Source organism: Klebsiella sp. JB_Kp031 (assembly GCF_040064295.1).
Lineage (GTDB): Bacteria > Pseudomonadota > Gammaproteobacteria > Enterobacterales > Enterobacteriaceae > Klebsiella > Klebsiella quasipneumoniae.
In genome coordinates this window covers 79,633-96,442 of sequence record NZ_JBEAJW010000002.1, presented here as the reverse complement: position 1 = coordinate 96,442, position 16,810 = coordinate 79,633, and the positions used below count along the sequence as shown (strand labels likewise).

Below are 16,810 nucleotides of genomic sequence, written 5' to 3'. Positions count from 1 at the left end.
CATGACACATCCTATCGCCAACGCCCCCTGCAGCTGGGGCGTGGATGACCCGAAAAACCCTGACCTTCCCGCCTGGGCTACCGTGCTGAAGGAGGCGGCGCAGGCCGGGTATCGCAGCATCGAGCTCGGCCCGTGGGGCTACCTGCCCACCGACCCGTCCAGCCTGCGCGCGGCGCTGGACCAGCATCAGCTGTCGCTGGTCGCCGGGACGATCTTTGACGATCTGGTGAGCGAGGCCCATTACCCCACTCTGGAGGCGCTGACCCATCAAATATGCCGCAATCTGTCTCAGGTTCCGGCCGCCGAACCTATCCCGGGGCACCCTTTCCAGCCGCCCTATCTGGTCATTATCGACTTCGGCAACCCCGAGCGGGCGCGCTTTGCCGGACGCAGCGCGCTGGCTCCGCGCCTCAATGACCAGGACTGGCAGCGGATGATGGCGCACATTACCGCCCTCAGCACCCTCGCCTGGCGGGAGTACGGTGTGCGGGCGGTTATCCATCCCCATGCCGGGGGCTGCATCGAATTTGCCGATGAAATCGAGCGGCTGGCCAACGATATCCCGCACGACGTGGCGGGGTTGTGTCTGGACACCGGGCATCTCTACTACGCCGGAATGGATCCGCTCACCTGGCTGGATCGCTATTACGCGCGGCTCGACTACCTGCACTTCAAGGATGTGGATCCGCAGGTTTACCAGCGCGCCATCGCCGAAGGCATCGACTTTTTCACCGCCTGCGCCGAAGGGGTGATGTGCCCGCTCGGCAGCGGCGCCATTGACTACCCGGCCATTAACGATTTTCTTGCCCGCCGCGGCTATCAGGGCTGGATAACCATTGAACAAGAGCGTGATCCGCGCCATGCCGCAGGCAGCCTGCAGGCGGTCACGGAGAGCCTGCGCTATCTGCGCGACGTTGGATTCTGACAGGAGACACCCCATGATTAACGGTTTAAGACCTCTCGATCGCACCCTGCGCTGGGGCATGGTCGGCGGCGGCGGCGGCAGCCAGATCGGCTATATTCACCGCTCTGCCGCCCTGCGCGATAACACCTTTGCGCTGCTGGCCGGCGCCTTTGATATTGATGCCGAGCGCGGGCGCCAGTTCGGCCAACAGCTGGGGGTGGATCCCGATCGCTGTTACGCCGACTACAAAAGTCTGTTTCGCGGCGAGGCTGCCCGCCCTGATGGTATTCAGGCCGTGTCGATTGCCACGCCGAATAACACCCATTACGCCATCTGCCGGGCGGCGCTGGAGGCCGGGCTGCACGTGGTGTGCGAAAAGCCGCTGTGCTTCAGCAGCGAAGAGGCGGACGACCTGGTGGCCCTCAGCCAGCGGCAGCACAAGATCATCGGCGTGACCTACGGCTATGCCGGCCACCAGCTGATCCTCCAGGCCCGGCAGATGATCGCCGACGGGCTGCTGGGCGACATCCGTATCGTCAATATGCAGTTTGCTCATGGCTTCCACGCCCAGCCGGTGGAGCTGGAAAACGCCAGTACCCGCTGGCGGGTCGATCCTCGCTTCGTCGGCCCCAGCTATGTGCTGGGGGATTTAGCCACCCACCCGCTGTTTCTGGTCGAAACCATGGCCCCGCAGCTGAAGATCGCCCGGCTGATGTGCGCCAGACAAAGCTTCGTCAAAAGCCGCGCGCCGCTGGAGGATAACGCGCAGGTGCTGATGGAGTATGACAACGGCGCTATCGGCTCGCTGTGGAGCTCCGCCGTTAACTGCGGCTCCATGCACGGGCAAAAGGTGCGTATCGTCGGTGAAAAAGCCAGTCTCGAATGGTGGGATGAGCAGCCCAACCAGCTGCGTTACGAGGTGCAGGGCGAACCGGCGCGCATTCTGGAGCGCGGCATGGACTATCTTGATCCGCTGGCGCGTCAGGATGACCGCATCGGCGGTGGTCACCCGGAGGGGCTGTTCGAGGCCTGGTCGAATCTCTATCGCCGCTTCGCCATCGCCATGGACGCCGTTGACCGACGCGACGAAGCGCTGCTGGCCGACTTCTGGTATCCGGACGCTCGCGCCGGGGCGTTCGGCGTGCGCTGGGTGGAAAACTGCGTGCGCTCGGCCGACAACGGCGCCTGCTGGGTCGACTTCCGCTAACTCGCCGGCTCAGGGCCTCGCCCTGAGCCTTTCTCGCTACTTTTCAATGCGCGCCAGCTGGGTTTTATCGGCCTCGCGGGCGCGATCGGCCAGCCCCTGAAACGCTGCGGCGCCATAGTATTGCTCGGGAACCGGCAGCGCCTGCATATCGTGCCCCGGGTAGATCTGCAGCTCGCCGAGGTCGCGCAAGCGGAATCCCGCCACCTGCGCCGGCATGGTCAGGCGATATGGCGGCATGGTTTCGAAAGGTACCGGCGTCGGCAGTCGGTTTTCCTGCAGGTCGTAATTACGCTTCAGCACCAGAAATTTATCCGGCACCCGCCGATGACTGTTCCACCAGTCGCCATCGATCCGCTGGAACATCGCTTCCGTCTCCCCTCGTGTGGCCACCATCAGCCGGGTCAGCGCCTTTTTCAGCGCCGCCTCCATGGCCTGGTTATACGCTTCCACTGACCCACCGTGGCCGCTAAGAATGACGTTAATCGCCAGCCTGGCGCCCAGTAAATTGGAGTAGAGATCTTCCGGCGAAAACGCGGAGATCTCCTCAGAAAACCCCGGCACCGACTGGAAGCCATACCACTGGGCGATCTCATGCCACTGGGCAATCTCGAAGGCCAGATGCCCGGCGAGCCAGGCCGCCAGCTGATAGCGCTGCCTGACCCCCGCCGGCGGCGTAAAGGCATTGAGCTGGACGCGGCGCACCCCCAGCTCTTCGCTGTAAAATATGCGCCCCGCCTGGCCCAGCGTCGGCGAAATGCGATTGAACAGATAAAAGGTGTAATCCGCCGTGTCGCGCACATGGGCAATATCGATAAACCCGCCGCGGCGGGTATAGATAAGCCCGTTCTGCTCCTCGCTCAGTCCCAGCAGATTTTTCACCGCTCCGAGCGCGCTGTCGTTGTAATGGTGCTTGCCCAGGGTATCCAGGGTCAGCACGTTACCAATCTGGTACACCGGGATCGGGATGCCCACCGCCCGCACGTGCAGGTCGTAACCAAAGGCGCAGCATGGCCGCAGCGATTCCGGCGGCGACAGTTCGCCCAGGGTGGGCGCCGGATGGATCGCCGTCACGGCGGGCAACACCGGGTCCTGCGCCAGCGCCGGCAGCGCCAGCGCGAACAACAGCCATAAGGCTTTACGCATCAACAGCCTCTCCACAGCAACAAAAGAGCGCGCATCATACCGGCAGACGGCGCCTGCAGTTTTAGTTAAAAACGGTATTCACCGGAGACAAAGAAGCTATTGCGGTCGTTAAAACCGAATTCAGTCAGCACGTTAAAGTTTCTGGTGACTTCATACTGGGCGCCAATCAGCATATTCCACGGCGAGGTCAGCTTCTGCTTAACGTCGAATTTACCCTCGCCGTCTTTATTGACCGCGGCAATTAGGGGCTGCAGCTCTGGCGGCATGTGCAGGTCGGCGAGATCGCCCTTAAACTCCTGCTGCACGTCCTGATACATGCTGCCGACCCACAGGCTGAGATGGGACGGCCCGTCGATCCCCTGAAAACTGAAGCGGTAGCCGACGCGCGGCGAGACGGTGACCGCCGAAATGCTGCCGTCGAGGATATCGAAGTCGGTGCGGGTGTAGTTAGTATCCACTAACCCAAACCAGTTGCCGTAGCCGCCGGCGAGCGTAAAGCCGGTCCCCCAGGTGGTGCCTTTAAAATCAAGCGTAAAATCAATATTCTGCAGCTTTCCGCTCTGATAAAGCTGATGAACCGCGCCGGCGATGACCCGGTCCAGACCGCGAAACTGCGACGGATCGGAATCCACTGATACCTGCGAGACGGAGGAGCCGCGGGTATGCCCCACCAGTCCGTATACGTTGAGGAACGGAAAGACCCACATATCAAGGCGCAGGTTTTCGGTTTTGCTCTTCTCGCGGGTATGCCCGGCATCGATGGCGAACATATCGCTGGGAATGGGATGGTTGCCGAGCTTAAGCCCGGAAAAGGTAATACTGTCGACCATGATATCCTGTCGGATATTCATATAGCTCAGGTTGACGCCGTAAGGTAACGGAATGGAATATCCCCTGGCGCGAGCCTCCTCGCCCCAGATCGGAAAATAGCTGTCGCTCTCGTCCGGCTCCGCAGCCGACGTGCCCCAGGCCGCTAACAGCAGCGTTAACACCGCGCCGGATGATCTCATTTTTGTTCTCATGTGTAGTTATAAACCCGAACCGACATTGAAATAGACCGCCTGTTCATGCTCGCTGAACGCCACGTCAATCCCGGTACGTAAACCGTACTGTCGCGCGATCAGGTATCGAAAACCTGCCCCCCATGCCACCTCTGACTCTTCCCATAGCGTATCCGCCGCGTCAGCGGCGCTCCCGGCGCCAACGAATCCCTGCAGGATCCAGCGCGGAGTAACCGCCCAGGCCAGCTGGGTTTGCGCCGTGGCCACGTAGTCGCCCTGATAGCGGTAGCGCGAAATCCCGCGCAACGCGATATAAGGACGCGCCATCGGCATCAGATGCTTATCATGGTGGGTTAAGGACTGATAATTGCCCGCGACCGCCAGGGTCAGCGTCTGGCTGAGCGGAATAAACACCTTTCCGTCCAGCGAAAAAGTGTTGTAGTGATAATCGCCCCCGAGCAGCGAACGGAAAAACCGATATTCCCCCTTCAGCGCTAACCCACTCTGAGGATAGAAAATATTATCGGTAGTGTCATATTCCGCCACCACCCCCAGCGCCGAAGAGGTGCTGTTTTGCCCGAGCACCTGCTGCCACACCCGGTTGAGCCGTGGATTATCGGTAGAGACATCCGCCCGGGCATACACCTGGGAGGCTCCGAGGAACACCGGCGTGTCGCCCAGGCGAAACAGCAGCTTTTGCAGCGCGGCGACGCCTTTGGTCTGCGTCTGCACCGGTTTAGCATGGCTGAAGTCGCCAGTATCGCCGGAATAGATATCCAGATTGACGTTAGCGTAGCCGGCGCCCGCCAGGTAACGAATGCGATCATGCTGCCAGGTGTGACGATGACCGCCGCCAATAAACCAGGTGCCATTCTGCGTGGCGGCCCCGCCAAAAGCGGTGAGCGGCGGAGGAATAAACTGCCCGCCCTCCCGGCTACCTTTGCCGTGTAAAAACAGGCCAAACAGTCCGCCACCATAGCCGATGGCCGGCTCGGTTATCGCCAGCGGCACCGGCAGAAAACCGTAACGGTTTTCCGCCAGATACTGACTCATGTCGAGCATGCCATCTTCCGCATCGAAGAGATCGGCGGCATCGCCAGGCGGGCACAACAGGAACAGAAGCGCCAGCGTGGACAGCGGGAATTTCATGCTCACTCCAGGGCGTTGGGGCGCGCACGACACGCGTGGCGAACAGGATTATTACAACGGAATAAGGAAAATATAACGTAACCGGAGAACCCTCACCAACGCGCAGTGGCCTGTTTTTTGGGTATTTTTGGATAAAAAAGAGCTGGCCGTCACAGAAAGCCGCCTTCGCTCCGCCGGACGGCGCGATGATTGTATTCATAAGGTGAATGTCGTATAACATAGCGCTACCGAGGGGTGTCCCGTGAGGGCTGAGATGGCGCAAGCCGAACCCTTTGAACCTGATCTGGGTCATGCCAGCGAAGGGACGGGTCGGCAATTTTGCCAGCATTACCGCCATTGCCTGTTCACACCCCTGCACGCCCGGATCTCCCCTGCACAACTGGAGGTCCTGTGATTGTTCCCGCGTTTAGCCAAGGTCTTTATGGCCGTTTACGCCAGCTGGCCGCCGCTGACTGGCAGCACTATGTGGCGCACCCTTTCGTCCGGCAGCTCGCCGAAGGTACCCTTGCTGAAAGCGCATTTCGTCGCTATCTGACCCAGGATTATCTGTTTCTGATCCATTTCGCCCGCAGCTACGCGCTGCTGGTGAGTAAACTGCGCACGCTGCCAGAGATGCGCGCCGCGGCCGCCTCCATGAACGCCATTCTTAACGAAGTGCCGCTGCACGTCGGCTACTGTGCCCAGTGGGGCATTAACGAACCGGAGATGGCCGCCCAGCCCGAAGCGCCGGAAACCATCAACTATACCCGCTACGTGCTGGATATCGGCCATTCAGGCGACGCGCTGGATCTGCTGGTCGCTCTAATGCCCTGCGTAGCGGGTTACGCCGAAATCGGTCTGGGCCTGCTGCATCACCCCACCACCCGACTGGACGACAATCCTTACGCCTCATGGATCCGCAACTACGGCGATGAAGGCTATCTGCAGGGCGTCAGCGCCGCGCTGGCGCTGCTGGAGACCGTGTGGCAACAGCGTGGAAGCGAGTCCCGAATCACTGAACTGAGCGACATCTTCACCACCGCCACCCGCCTTGAGGCGCAGTTCTGGCAGATGGGGCTCAACGCCGCGGTGGAGTCCCGGGCGTGACGGCGCCAGGTATCGAGGTCCGCAATCTGAGCCTCCATTTCGGCGACCGCCGCCTGTTCGACAATCTGTCGCTGACGGTCCCCGGCGGCCAGTGGGTGTCGCTGCTCGGCGCCAGCGGGGCCGGAAAAACCAGCCTGCTGCGGGTCATGGCCGGCCTGGCCCCCGCCACCTGCGGGGAAGTGGTCGCCAGCGACGGCAAGCCGATACCCGGCCGCCTGGCGTGGATGGGGCAGAAAGATCTGCTTTATCCCTGGCTGAGCGTTCGGGAGAACGTCGCCCTCGGCGCGCGGCTGCGCGGTGAGAAAGTGGATCACGCCCGGGTCGCCACCCTGCTGGAACAGGTGGAGCTCGCCTCGTGCGCCGACGCCCGGCCGGCGACGCTCTCCGGCGGGATGCGTCAGCGCGCCGCGCTGGCCCGCACCCTGTATGAGGACCGGCCCATCGTGCTAATGGATGAGCCTTTCTCGGCGCTGGACACCCTCACCCGCACGCGCATTCAGACCCTCGCGGCCACTCTGCTGGCGGGGCGGACGGTGGTGCTGATCACCCACGATCCGCTGGAAGCCTGCCGGCTGAGCCACCGTCTGCTGGTCCTCTCGGCCACCGACGGGGAGATCGACGACAGCCATCACCTCACCGGCGCGCCTCCGCGCGCGCCGGACGCGCCCGAGCTGTTGAACGCCCAGGCGGCGCTGCTGCAGCAGTTGATGAGGGCCCACTCATGAGCGAACGTCTCTGGCGCGGCGCCATGGTGTTCTGCGGACTGATGCTTCTCTGGGGGCTGGCCAGCCGCAGCGGCATTCCGCGCTTTCTTTTACCCTCCCCGGCGGCGGTCGCCGAGGCGCTGTGGGTCAATCGCGCCTATCTCGGCTGGCACACGCTGATTACCCTCAGCGAGATCCTCAGCGGCCTGGCGCTGGGGGTGGCGCTCGGCGTCACGCTGGCGCTGGGCATGATCCTCTCCCCGCGCCTGCAGCGCTGGCTGATGCCGCTGGTGCTCACCAGCCAGGCGATCCCGGTCTTTGCCCTCGCCCCGCTGCTGGTGCTGTGGCTGGGGTTTGGCATGAGCGCCAAAGTGGCGATGGCGGTGCTGGTGATTTTCTTTCCCGTCACTTCCGCCTTCTTTGACGGCTTGCGACGGGTCAACCACGACTATCTCGATCTGGCGCGCAGCATGAACGCCTCCTTTGGCGCTCAGCTACGGCATGTCCGCCTGATGGCCGCCCTGCCGGCGCTGGGCTCGGGCCTGCGCATGGCGGCGGCGGTGGCCCCCATCGGCGCCATTATCGGCGAATGGGTCGGCTCCGCCGAGGGACTGGGCTACGTCATGCTCAATGCCAACGCGCGGCTGCAAACCGATATCTGCTTCGCCGCGCTGTTTATTTTAGTGCTGCTGACCCTCTTCCTGTGGCTGGCGGTAGACACCCTGCTGCACCGGCTGATCGACTGGTCGCCGGAATAATCATGAAGTAATAAAGGAAAACAGATGAAAACGTCGCTTTTCGTCGGGGCAACCCTGACGGCGCTGCTCAGCGGTCACGCGCTGGCCAATGAACCGCTCACCCTGGTGCTGGACTGGTATATTAACCCCGACCATGCGCCGATTATGGTGGCCGAGCAGATCGGCGCCTTTAAGGCCCAGGGTCTGGACGTCAAGATTGTCCCTCCGTCGGATCCGGCGCTGCCGCCCCGTATGGTGGCCGCCCGTCAGGCAGACCTGGCCATCACCTACCAGCCGCAGGTGCACTTCTTCGCTGACGAAGGGTTACCGCTGGTGCGCGTTGGCACCCTGATCAACTCGCCGCTGAATACGGTGATCGCCCTCGATAAGCAGATCAAAACCCCGGCGGATCTGCAAGGCAGGAAGGTGGGTTACTCGGTCAGCGGCATTGAGCAGGCCACCCTGGCGACCATGGCGCAGCATTCGGGGATCGATCCGGCCAGTATCAAGCTGGTCAACGTCAATTTTCAGCTGACCAGCGCTCTGCTGGCGGGCCAGGTGGACGCGGTCATCGGCGGCTATCGTAATATAGAAGCGCAGGAGCTGAAGCTGCAGGGCAAAGCTCCGGTGGTGATGAACGTTGAGGATTATGGCGTGCCGGCCTATGACGAGCTGGTGATTGTCGCCCACCGCGACGCGATTCATGAGGCGAAGACCCGTAAATTCCTCACCGCCCTGCAGGCCGGGGTCAGCTACCTGCGCGCCCATCCGCAGGAGAGCTGGGAGGCGTTCGCCGCCGCGCACCCGGAGCTGAAGACCGAGCTTAACCATCAGGCGTGGCTGCAAACCGTGCCGCTGTTCGCCACCGATCCGGCGGCGCTGGATAAAGCGCGCTATGACACTTACGAACAGTTTTTATATAACAATAAGTTGGTGAAAAAAGTTACACCTTTAACAAATTATGCGGTTGAGCTGCATTGACTCTTGCTATCGCTGACGGAAGGCTTTCCGTCAGCGCTTTAACGCAGCGGCAATAAAAATATAGAGACTTTCTCACTAATAATTACACTTTAAAGGGTTATCGTTACCTTGGGTTGTTTTATTATAATTCAGCAGGTTATGTTAATTTTTACCCCGGTAAGAATAGCGTCAAAATAACGCAATCAATAAAACGTTGAATGCGGATTTAAAAAGCCATATATTGTGCGCGCTTTATGAATGCCAATTCAATTCCTTACACCAATTATTCAACCAGCGTTCAACCGCAATGCTGGTTGTGGGAGTGATATGATGACGGATAAAGTCCGTATTGATACTTTACGTGCTGATTTATTAGACGCAAACAACGAAACCTTTTTGGCCCGTCAGGCCGAATTTGAATCGAATGTCAGGAGTTACCCGCGTAAGTTACCGCTGGCTATCACTAAAGCTGAAGGCGTGTGGCTGACGGATGCGGATAACAAACAGTACCTGGACTGCCTCGCCGGCGCCGGTACTCTCGCTCTGGGCCACAACCACCCTGATGTATTGCAGAGCATCCAAAGTGTCATTACCAGCGGCTTGCCGTTACATACTCTCGATCTGACTACCCCGTTAAAAGATCGTTTCTCCGAATACCTGCTCTCTTGCCTGCCGGGCGAAGGGAAAGAGTATTGCCTGCAGTTCACCGGTCCTTCCGGCGCTGACGCCGTGGAAGCGGCGCTGAAGCTGGCGAAAAAATACACCGGCCGTTCCGCGGTGATCAGCTTCTCCGGCGGCTATCACGGGATGACCCACGGCGCACTGTCGGTCACCGGCAACCTGTCGCCGAAAGCGGCGGTCAACGGCATGATGCCGGAAGTCCAGTTTATGCCTTACCCGCACCTGTACCGCTGCCCGCTGGGCATCGGCGGCGAAGCCGGCGTCAAAGCGCTAACCTACTACTTCGAAAACCTGATCAACGACGTGGAGAGCGGCGTCCGTAAACCGGCGGCGGTTATCCTCGAAGCCGTTCAGGGCGAAGGCGGCGTGAACCCGGCGCCGGTCGAGTGGCTGCAGCGCATCCGCAAAGTGACCGAAGAGCACGGCATTCTGCTGATCGTCGATGAAGTGCAGGCTGGCTTTGCCCGTACCGGTAAATTCTTCGCCTTCGAACACGCCGGTATTCAGCCGGACATCATCGTGATGTCGAAAGCGGTTGGCGGCGGTCTGCCGCTGGCGGTGCTGGGCATTAAAAAGCAGTTCGACGCCTGGGAACCAGGTCACCACACCGGCACCTTCCGCGGCAACCAGCTGGCGATGGCTACCGGCCTGACCACCCTGCGTCATCTGCGCGACAACAAGATTGCCGACAAAGTCGCCGCCCAGGGCGAGTGGCTGAAAGGCAAACTGGCGGAGCTGCAGAAACGCTACCCGGTAATCGGCCACGTTCGCGGTCTCGGTCTGATGATCGGTATCGAAATCGTCAAGCCGAACGAAGCGCAGGATCACATGGGTTGCTACCCGGCTGACGGCGAACTCTCCGCCCTGCTGCAGAAGAAATGCTTTGAAGCGGGCCTGATTCTGGAGCGCGGTGGCCGTCACGGCTGCGTGCTGCGCCTGCTGCCGTCCCTGCTGATCAGCAACGCGGAACTGGATGTGTTCCTCGACAAATTTGAACAGGCCCTGCTGGCCGCCGGCGTAAAACCGGTCTGAGTGGAGTAAGTGACCACCATGTCCACATTGAATCCGATTCTTGCTGGTTCGGCGCAGAGCGTTGAGGCCTATCAGCAGGTTATCGAGCAGACCAGTCAGGCCGTTGTGCAGTGGCTGAAGCAACCTGAGATGTATCAGGGGAAAAGCGTTGACGAACTGCGTGAGCGTATCTCCCTTGAGTTTAACGAACAGGGTTTGGGTAACCAGGCGGCGATTGACCGTGCAATCGAGTACTTCCTGAAAGACAGTCTGTCGGTGCATCACCCGCAGTGCGTGGCGCACCTGCACTGCCCGAGCCTGGTGATTAGCCAGGCGGCGGAAGTGTTGATCAACGCCACCAACCAGAGCATGGACTCCTGGGACCAGAGCCCGTCGGCGACCATCATTGAGATGAAGCTGATCGAGTGGCTGCGCGCCCGGGTCGGCTATCCGGCAGGCGACGCCGGCGTCTTCACCAGCGGCGGCACCCAGAGCAATCTGATGGGGCTGATGTTGGCGCGCGACGCCTTCTTTGCCCGTCAGGGACACTCCATCCAGCAGGATGGGCTGCCGGGGGATATCCGCAAGTACAAAGTACTGTGCTCCGAAAACGCCCACTTCTCCGTGCAGAAGAACATGGCGCTGATGGGGCTCGGCTACCGCTCGGTCACGCTGGTGAAAACCGACGAATTCGCGCGGATGGACGTGGCCGATCTGCAGGCGAAGATTGCGCAAGCGCAGGCTAACGGCGAGCAGATCATGGCGATCGTCGCCACCGCCGGCACCACCGACGCGGGGGCTATCGACCCGCTGCGCGACATCGCCGGTATCGCCGCGGAGCATCAGATCTGGCTGCACGTTGACGCAGCATGGGGCGGCGCGCTGCTGCTGTCTGAGCAGTATCGCGACTATCTTGACGGTCTGGAGCTGGTGGATTCCGTTACCCTGGACTTCCACAAGCAGTTTTTCCAGACCATCAGCTGCGGCGCGTTCCTGCTGAAGGATGCCCGCCATTACGAGCTGATGCGTTATCAGGCGGCCTATCTCAACTCCGAGTTCGATGAAGAACACGGCGTGCCGAACCTGGTGTCTAAGTCGCTGCAGACCACCCGACGCTTCGATGCGCTGAAGCTGTGGATGGGCCTCGAAGCGCTGGGCCAGAAGCAGTATGCGGCGATCATCGATCACGGCGTCACCATGGCGAAAAACGTCGCGGAGTACGTGAAGTCTCAGCCGACGCTGGAGCTGGTGATGCAGCCGCAGCTGGCGAGCGTGCTGTTCCGTTCCCGTCCGGCGCAGATGGCGCAGAGCGACGCGGCGGCAATCGCCCTGCTCAACCAGCGCGTCGGCGACGCCCTGCTGGCTTCCGGCCGCGCTAACGTCGGCGTGACCGAGCACAACGGCGTTACCTGCCTGAAGCTGACCCTGCTGAACCCGGTGGTGACGCTGGATGATGTGAAGGTTCTGCTTAACCTGGTGGAACGCACCGCACAGGAGCTGCTGGCGCAATAATCTGCCTGAGCGAGGCGGCGCCTGTCGCCCCGCTCAGCGGCCAGCCCAGCCAGTACTAAGCCGATAAGTTCTCTTATCGGCTTTTTTTATTCCTGCCTGCGCTACCGACGCGCTTCTACGCTTCTCGCCGTAGGTCCGTTGACGCCTGCCCGCCGCGATGCCACAGTATGGTCCCGATAATGGCAATCGCCAGAATCTAACGTCCCGGTAATAAGGATGATAATGGAGAAACGCTTACCCGGCCTCGATCTCGACGCCCTGCGCAGCTTTGTGACCGGCATGGAGTGCGGCAGCTTCGCCCTGGCAGCGCAGCGTCTGGCGCGCTCCACCTCCGCCGTCAGCGCCCAGCTTAAAAAGCTGGAGGGCCAGTGCGGCGCCGCGCTGGTGGTTAAGCAGGGGCGGCACCTGGCGCTGACCGCGGAAGGCGAAAAGTTAATGAGCTACGCCAGACGGCTGCTGGCGCTCAATGATGAAACCCTGCGCGCGCTGCAGGGCGAGCGGCTCACCGGCGAAATTCACCTTGGCATGCAGGAAGATTTTGGCGAATCGCTGATGCCGGGGATCCTTGGGCAGTTTACCCGCCACCATCCGCAGGTACGGATAGTCGCGAGGGTGGATCGCAATGGCCCGCTGCGCCAGGCGCTGGCGGAGGAGACGCTGGATCTGGCGCTGCTGTGGCAAACCGAAGATCAGGGTCCGGGGCTGGGCCGCTGTCCGCTGGCGTGGATTGCGCATCCTGACTTTGACGTTCGCGCGCTGCTGGCGTCCGGCGAGCCGCTGCCGCTGGTGATGTTCGACAGCCCGTGCCTGATGCGTTCCCGCGCCATTGCCTGTCTCGATGCCGCTGGGATCCCCTGGCAGGTGGTGTTCGTCAGCCACAGCCTGAGCGGCATCTGGGCGGCGGTGCAGGCCGGCCTGGGGCTGACGGTTCGCACCCGCATCGGCATGCCCGGCAATCTGCGCCCCGCCGGCGGACTGCTGCCATCCCCTGGCAGTCTGGCCGTCAGTCTGCAACAAACCCCGCGTCAGGAACCCCATTCCGCCGCGGTCGCGCTGCTCGGCGAACTGATGACCGAGGCCCTGCAGGGGTGGGTTGAAAGGTGACAGTGTCACGATAACTCCCCTAACCCTCTCCCGAAGGGAGAGGGAACCGTTCGGCAGTCACCGGCAAGGGGTATTCTGCGCCGTTCCCGTTTCAGTGCCCGGTGGCGGCTGCGCCTTACCGGGCCTACACGCGGCTCCGTAACCCCGTAGGCCGGGCAAGCGCAGCGCCGCCCGGCATCAGGTATAAGGCCTGGAGGGATCCATCCGCCAGAGGCCTGCGCCGCGGGTCAGGCTTTGCTCTCCTGCAACAGCTGCTGGATCACCTGCTCCTGGCGGGCATAATCCCCTTCGCCGAAGGCGGTATAGCGAAGCTGCCCGCGAGCGTCAAAAATGTAATGCGCCGGCCAGTATTGATTGCCAAAGGCGTTCCAGATGCTGTACTCATTATCCGCCACCACCGGGTAGGTTATTCGCCACTCCTTCACCGCCTGGCGCAGCAGCGGCAGCGAACGCTCCCAGGGATATTCAGGAGTATGCACGCCAATCACCACCAGCCCGGCCGCGCGGTATTTGTTCGCCCAGTCGCGCACGTAAGGCAGGGTATGCTGGCAGTTGATGCACTCCCGGGTCCAGAAATCCACCAGCACCACTTTGCCCTTCAGACGCTCCGGGGTTAACGCCGGGCTATTGAGCCATGCGCTGCCCCCCACCAGCGAAGGCATGGCGCTGCTGGGCTCGGGCATAGCGATCGGTTGCAGAACCGTTTTCTGCGTCGGCTGCGGCAGACGGGCGGCCAGCCGCTGCTCCAGCGCCTGACTCCACCCTCCCGCGCTTTGCAAATAGCGGTCGCCGCCGCTGGCGATCAGCGCCACCGAGGCCAGCATCGCCACCCCCGCCAGCCGGCGCAGCCGTTCGCCGAACGCCAGCCCGCGACGCAGACGGGCAATCAACGTCGCGCCGCACCACCCGAGCAGGAATAACATCAGCGCCCCGCCGCTGCCGTAGGCCAGCAGCAACCCGCCGGTGGTCGCCTGGTCCGGATGCACAAAGCCCAGGCTCAGTATCGCCCCCAGTACCGGCCCGGCGCACGGCGCCCACAGCAGACCCACCGCCAGCCCGGCCAGCAACGAACCGATCCAGCCGCGCTGGCGTGAGCTGGCGTCGTTAAGCTGATTCCCCAGCGCCACCAGCGGTGAGGTCAGCCGCTGTGCGATGCGCTGCGAAAGCAGACTCAGCCCGACAAGGGCGAAGAACGCCAACGCCAGGCTGCGCCCAACCAGAGTCAGATTGACCACCCAGCCGCTGGCGACCGTCACCAGCCACGAGACAGCGCCGAACATCAGCGCCATTCCCGCCAGCATGATCGCCAGCTGCCCCCGGCGGCCCCGGACGCTGGCGAAAAGCAGCGGGATCACCGGCAGCGTACAGGGGCTCAGCAGGGTTAACATCCCGCCGAAAAACGCAATCAATATCGACATCGCCTTCTCCTCATTGTGTCGTCGCTGCCGGGAGTGGCAGCCACGACATTACAGCAAGGAGATGTAGGGCGGATGTGTCAGGAAAGCGGGAGAATTGTCGGCTTAGTTTTCCAGCTGCGCCGGAGATACAGCAGGATACAATCCCTGCGCGGCGAGACGCACGCTGGCGTCCAGACCGCCCTGCGGGCGGTTGGACAGGCGCAGCGTGCCGTTCATCTGGCTGACCAGCTGCGCGGCGATCGCCAGTCCCAGACCGGTGCCGCCGGTATCGCGATTGCGCGAGTCCTCCAGGCGAAAAAAGGGCTGCAGCACCGCCTGCAGCGACGCCTCAGGGATCCCCGGCCCTTCATCCAGCACATGGATAGTGATATCCCCGGCGGCGTCGCGGGTCAGGGTTACCGTTACCGTGGCGCCGAATTTCAGCCCGTTATCGATAAGGTTAGTCATCACCCGGCGCAGGGCCTGCGGTGGGATCCACACCACCCCGGCGCTCTCCTCGGGGCAAAACCGCACCGGCCGGCCAACGTCGGCATAATCGCAGGCGATACTGTCGAGAAAGGCGTCAAGGTTCAGCCGCTGGCGCGCCTCCGCCAGCGGCTGCGAGGTGCGGGCGAAGGCGATACCTTCGCGCACCAGGCGGGTCATATTGTCGAGATCCTGCAGCAGTTTGTCGCGCAGTTCCGGCTGGTCGGCCATCTCCACCCGCAGCTTCATCCGGGTGATCGGCGTTTGCAGATCGTGGGAGATGGCGGCGAGGATCCGCGCCCGCTCCTGCAGATGATCGTGGATGCGGGTCTGCATCGCATTAAACGCGCGGGCGGCACGGCGCACCTCCTCCGGCCCCTGCTCGGCCATGGTTCCCGCCGTGTCGCTGGCCGGCTCAAGCGCATTCACCGCATGGGTAAAACGGGTGATGGGCAGCAGTACCTGGCGAACCGCGTACCAGGCGCAGGCCAGCAGGAGGACAAACTGAGCGATCAGCACCACCGGTAGCCAGCGGGCGATGGGCGGTAGCTTCGGCCACAGGTCGAGGGTCAAGGGGGCGCCATCGTGGAGGGTAATATGGGCCTGGATATGCTGACGCGGACCAGGGATCGCCACAATACTCACCGGATATTGTGCGCTCAGCGCCTCCTGCAGGGAGCGCGCCGCGTCCCGGGCGCGCCAGCTGTCCGGGTAGTCGCCGCGTTCGCCGGCGTCCAGCTGATAGCGGTAGTTGCCGCGCGCCAGCTTCGGCAGCCATTGCGGGCGTTCAGCGGGCGGCAGACGGTCGAGGATCGCCACGCTGGTGGCGACATCAGACGCCAGATTGCCCAGCATCACACTGCGGGCGCTGCTCATTCGCTCATAAAACAGCAGCGACAGGGTTAAGGTGTTCGCCAGCAGCAGCGCCAGAAACAGCAGCGCCATCAGCCTCGACTGCAGCGAGACGGGCCAGAACCTCATTCATGCCTCTCGCGGATGGAAACCGGGACCGACAGCACATAGCCTTCGCTGCGCACCGTCTTAATATAGGCCGGCTCCCGGGCATCCTCCCGCAGGCGCTGACGCAGTCGGCTCACCAGCAGGTCGATTGACCGTTCGAACAGTTCGGCGTCGCGTCCCTGGGTCAGATTAAGCAGCTGATCGCGGTTCAGCACCCGCTGGGGATGGTCGAGAAACACCCGCAGCAGTCGATATTCCGCCCCGCTGAGGGCGACAATCGCCCCGCTGTCGTCCAGCAGATGGCGGGCGGCGGTATCGAGCAGCCAGTCGCCAAACGCGATCAGCCTGCCCGCCTCGGTGATCTGCAGGTTGGGCGGCAGCGCCCGGGTGCGGCGTAAAATGGCCTTGATGCGCGCCAGCAGTTCGCGGGCCACAAAGGGCTTCACCAGATAGTCGTCCGCCCCCATCTCGAGGCCGAGGATCCGGTCGCTGTCGTCGGTGCGGGCGGTGAGCATCAGCACCGGAATATCCTGCTGCGGGTTAGCGCGCAGCTGGCGACAGAGCGTTAAGCCATCCTCGCTCGGCATCATGATATCCAGCACAATCAGGTCGATTTGATGGTTTTTGAGCACCGACCACATGGCTTTGCCGTTCGCCGCGCCGCTGGCGCGGTATCCCGATTTTTCCAGATAGTCGACAATCAGTTCCCGGATGTCGCGGTCGTCATCGACGACCAGGATGTGGTCAATACGCTCCAAAGGCTGCTCC

At 62.2% G+C, this 16,810-nt stretch carries 15 protein-coding genes and 1 riboswitch; of the genes, 9 read left to right on the top strand and 6 right to left on the bottom strand.

Annotated elements, in window-relative coordinates:
- Window position 1 precedes the first annotated feature (1 nt).
- Window positions 2-925 (top strand): TIM barrel protein, encoded by a 924-nt coding sequence (locus ABLV64_RS02475; protein ID WP_049003889.1) that lies wholly within the window; start codon window positions 2-4, stop codon window positions 923-925.
- A 13-nt stretch (window positions 926-938) separates the two neighbouring features.
- Window positions 939-2,111, top strand: a complete 1,173-nt coding sequence (locus ABLV64_RS02470; protein WP_186997686.1) for a Gfo/Idh/MocA family oxidoreductase — start codon at window positions 939-941, stop codon at window positions 2,109-2,111.
- Window positions 2,112-2,147: 36 nt separating this feature from the next.
- Here ABLV64_RS02470 and ABLV64_RS02465 read toward each other — a convergent pair whose 3' ends face one another.
- The 3 genes from ABLV64_RS02465 to ABLV64_RS02455 form a co-directional block, all read right to left on the bottom strand.
- Window positions 2,148-3,254 carry a DUF4056 domain-containing protein gene (locus ABLV64_RS02465; protein ID WP_186997687.1) on the bottom strand — a complete coding sequence of 369 codons (1,107 nt, stop codon included), beginning with the start codon at window positions 3,252-3,254 and terminating at the stop codon, window positions 2,148-2,150.
- A gap of 65 nt (window positions 3,255-3,319) precedes the next feature.
- Window positions 3,320-4,264 (bottom strand): porin family protein, encoded by a 945-nt coding sequence (locus ABLV64_RS02460; RefSeq protein ID WP_163620177.1) that lies wholly within the window; start codon window positions 4,262-4,264, stop codon window positions 3,320-3,322.
- Between the two features lie 18 nt (window positions 4,265-4,282).
- Window positions 4,283-5,404 (bottom strand): BamA/TamA family outer membrane protein, encoded by a 1,122-nt coding sequence (locus tag ABLV64_RS02455; protein ID WP_048294896.1) that lies wholly within the window; start codon window positions 5,402-5,404, stop codon window positions 4,283-4,285.
- 220 nt (window positions 5,405-5,624) lie between these two features.
- Window positions 5,625-5,726, top strand: a riboswitch (TPP riboswitch).
- Window positions 5,727-5,794: 68 nt separating this feature from the next.
- Here ABLV64_RS02455 and ABLV64_RS02450 point away from each other — a divergent pair.
- The 7 genes from ABLV64_RS02450 (at window position 5,795) to ABLV64_RS02420 (ending at window position 13,199) form a co-directional block, all read left to right on the top strand.
- The gene (locus tag ABLV64_RS02450; RefSeq protein WP_205608528.1) at window positions 5,795-6,490 is read left to right on the top strand and encodes a TenA family protein; all 696 of its coding nucleotides are present in this window, start codon (window positions 5,795-5,797) and stop codon (window positions 6,488-6,490) included.
- Window positions 6,487-7,215: an ABC transporter ATP-binding protein gene (locus ABLV64_RS02445; RefSeq protein ID WP_004202571.1), complete on the top strand. Its 729-nt coding sequence runs from the start codon at window positions 6,487-6,489 to the stop codon at window positions 7,213-7,215. Before ABLV64_RS02450 ends, ABLV64_RS02445 begins: the two co-directional genes overlap by 4 nt.
- Window positions 7,212-7,952, top strand: a complete 741-nt coding sequence (locus ABLV64_RS02440; protein WP_053810354.1) for an ABC transporter permease — start codon at window positions 7,212-7,214, stop codon at window positions 7,950-7,952. Before ABLV64_RS02445 ends, ABLV64_RS02440 begins: the two co-directional genes overlap by 4 nt.
- Window positions 7,953-7,976: 24 nt before the next feature.
- Entirely contained in the window at window positions 7,977-8,912 is a 936-nt protein-coding gene (locus ABLV64_RS02435) for an ABC transporter substrate-binding protein (protein WP_205608527.1), read from the top strand.
- Window positions 8,913-9,218: 306 nt separating this feature from the next.
- Window positions 9,219-10,604: a diaminobutyrate--2-oxoglutarate transaminase gene (locus tag ABLV64_RS02430; RefSeq protein WP_004202575.1), complete on the top strand. Its 1,386-nt coding sequence runs from the start codon at window positions 9,219-9,221 to the stop codon at window positions 10,602-10,604.
- Between the two features lie 9 nt (window positions 10,605-10,613).
- Window positions 10,614-12,095: an aspartate aminotransferase family protein gene (locus tag ABLV64_RS02425; RefSeq protein ID WP_074194072.1), complete on the top strand. Its 1,482-nt coding sequence runs from the start codon at window positions 10,614-10,616 to the stop codon at window positions 12,093-12,095.
- Between the two features lie 210 nt (window positions 12,096-12,305).
- Window positions 12,306-13,199: a LysR substrate-binding domain-containing protein gene (locus tag ABLV64_RS02420; protein ID WP_049003882.1), complete on the top strand. Its 894-nt coding sequence runs from the start codon at window positions 12,306-12,308 to the stop codon at window positions 13,197-13,199.
- 227 nt (window positions 13,200-13,426) lie between these two features.
- Here ABLV64_RS02420 and ABLV64_RS02415 read toward each other — a convergent pair whose 3' ends face one another.
- From ABLV64_RS02415 to ABLV64_RS02405, 3 genes are all read right to left on the bottom strand, one after another.
- Window positions 13,427-14,617, bottom strand: a complete 1,191-nt coding sequence (locus ABLV64_RS02415) for a cytochrome c biogenesis protein/redoxin (RefSeq protein ID WP_348842941.1) — start codon at window positions 14,615-14,617, stop codon at window positions 13,427-13,429.
- Window positions 14,618-14,719: 102 nt separating this feature from the next.
- Window positions 14,720-16,063 (bottom strand): ATP-binding protein, encoded by a 1,344-nt coding sequence (locus ABLV64_RS02410; RefSeq protein ID WP_023318328.1) that lies wholly within the window; start codon window positions 16,061-16,063, stop codon window positions 14,720-14,722.
- Window positions 16,060-16,800, bottom strand: a complete 741-nt coding sequence (locus ABLV64_RS02405; protein WP_099441457.1) for a response regulator — start codon at window positions 16,798-16,800, stop codon at window positions 16,060-16,062. The genes ABLV64_RS02410 and ABLV64_RS02405 overlap by 4 nt, the downstream gene beginning before the upstream one ends.
- Window positions 16,801-16,810 lie beyond the last annotated feature (10 nt).

Coding starts and splice junctions, on each gene's coding strand:
- ABLV64_RS02475 (WP_049003889.1), top strand. CDS start 2: ATGACACATCCTATCGCCAACGCCCCCTGCAGCTGGGGCGTGGATGAC.
- ABLV64_RS02470 (WP_186997686.1), top strand. CDS start 939: ATGATTAACGGTTTAAGACCTCTCGATCGCACCCTGCGCTGGGGCATG.
- ABLV64_RS02465 (WP_186997687.1), bottom strand. CDS start 3,254: ATGCGTAAAGCCTTATGGCTGTTGTTCGCGCTGGCGCTGCCGGCGCTG.
- ABLV64_RS02460 (WP_163620177.1), bottom strand. CDS start 4,264: ATGAGATCATCCGGCGCGGTGTTAACGCTGCTGTTAGCGGCCTGGGGC.
- ABLV64_RS02455 (WP_048294896.1), bottom strand. CDS start 5,404: ATGAAATTCCCGCTGTCCACGCTGGCGCTTCTGTTCCTGTTGTGCCCG.
- ABLV64_RS02440 (WP_053810354.1), top strand. CDS start 7,212: ATGAGCGAACGTCTCTGGCGCGGCGCCATGGTGTTCTGCGGACTGATG.
- ABLV64_RS02435 (WP_205608527.1), top strand. CDS start 7,977: ATGAAAACGTCGCTTTTCGTCGGGGCAACCCTGACGGCGCTGCTCAGC.
- ABLV64_RS02430 (WP_004202575.1), top strand. CDS start 9,219: ATGATGACGGATAAAGTCCGTATTGATACTTTACGTGCTGATTTATTA.
- ABLV64_RS02415 (WP_348842941.1), bottom strand. CDS start 14,617: ATGTCGATATTGATTGCGTTTTTCGGCGGGATGTTAACCCTGCTGAGC.
- ABLV64_RS02410 (WP_023318328.1), bottom strand. CDS start 16,063: ATGAGGTTCTGGCCCGTCTCGCTGCAGTCGAGGCTGATGGCGCTGCTG.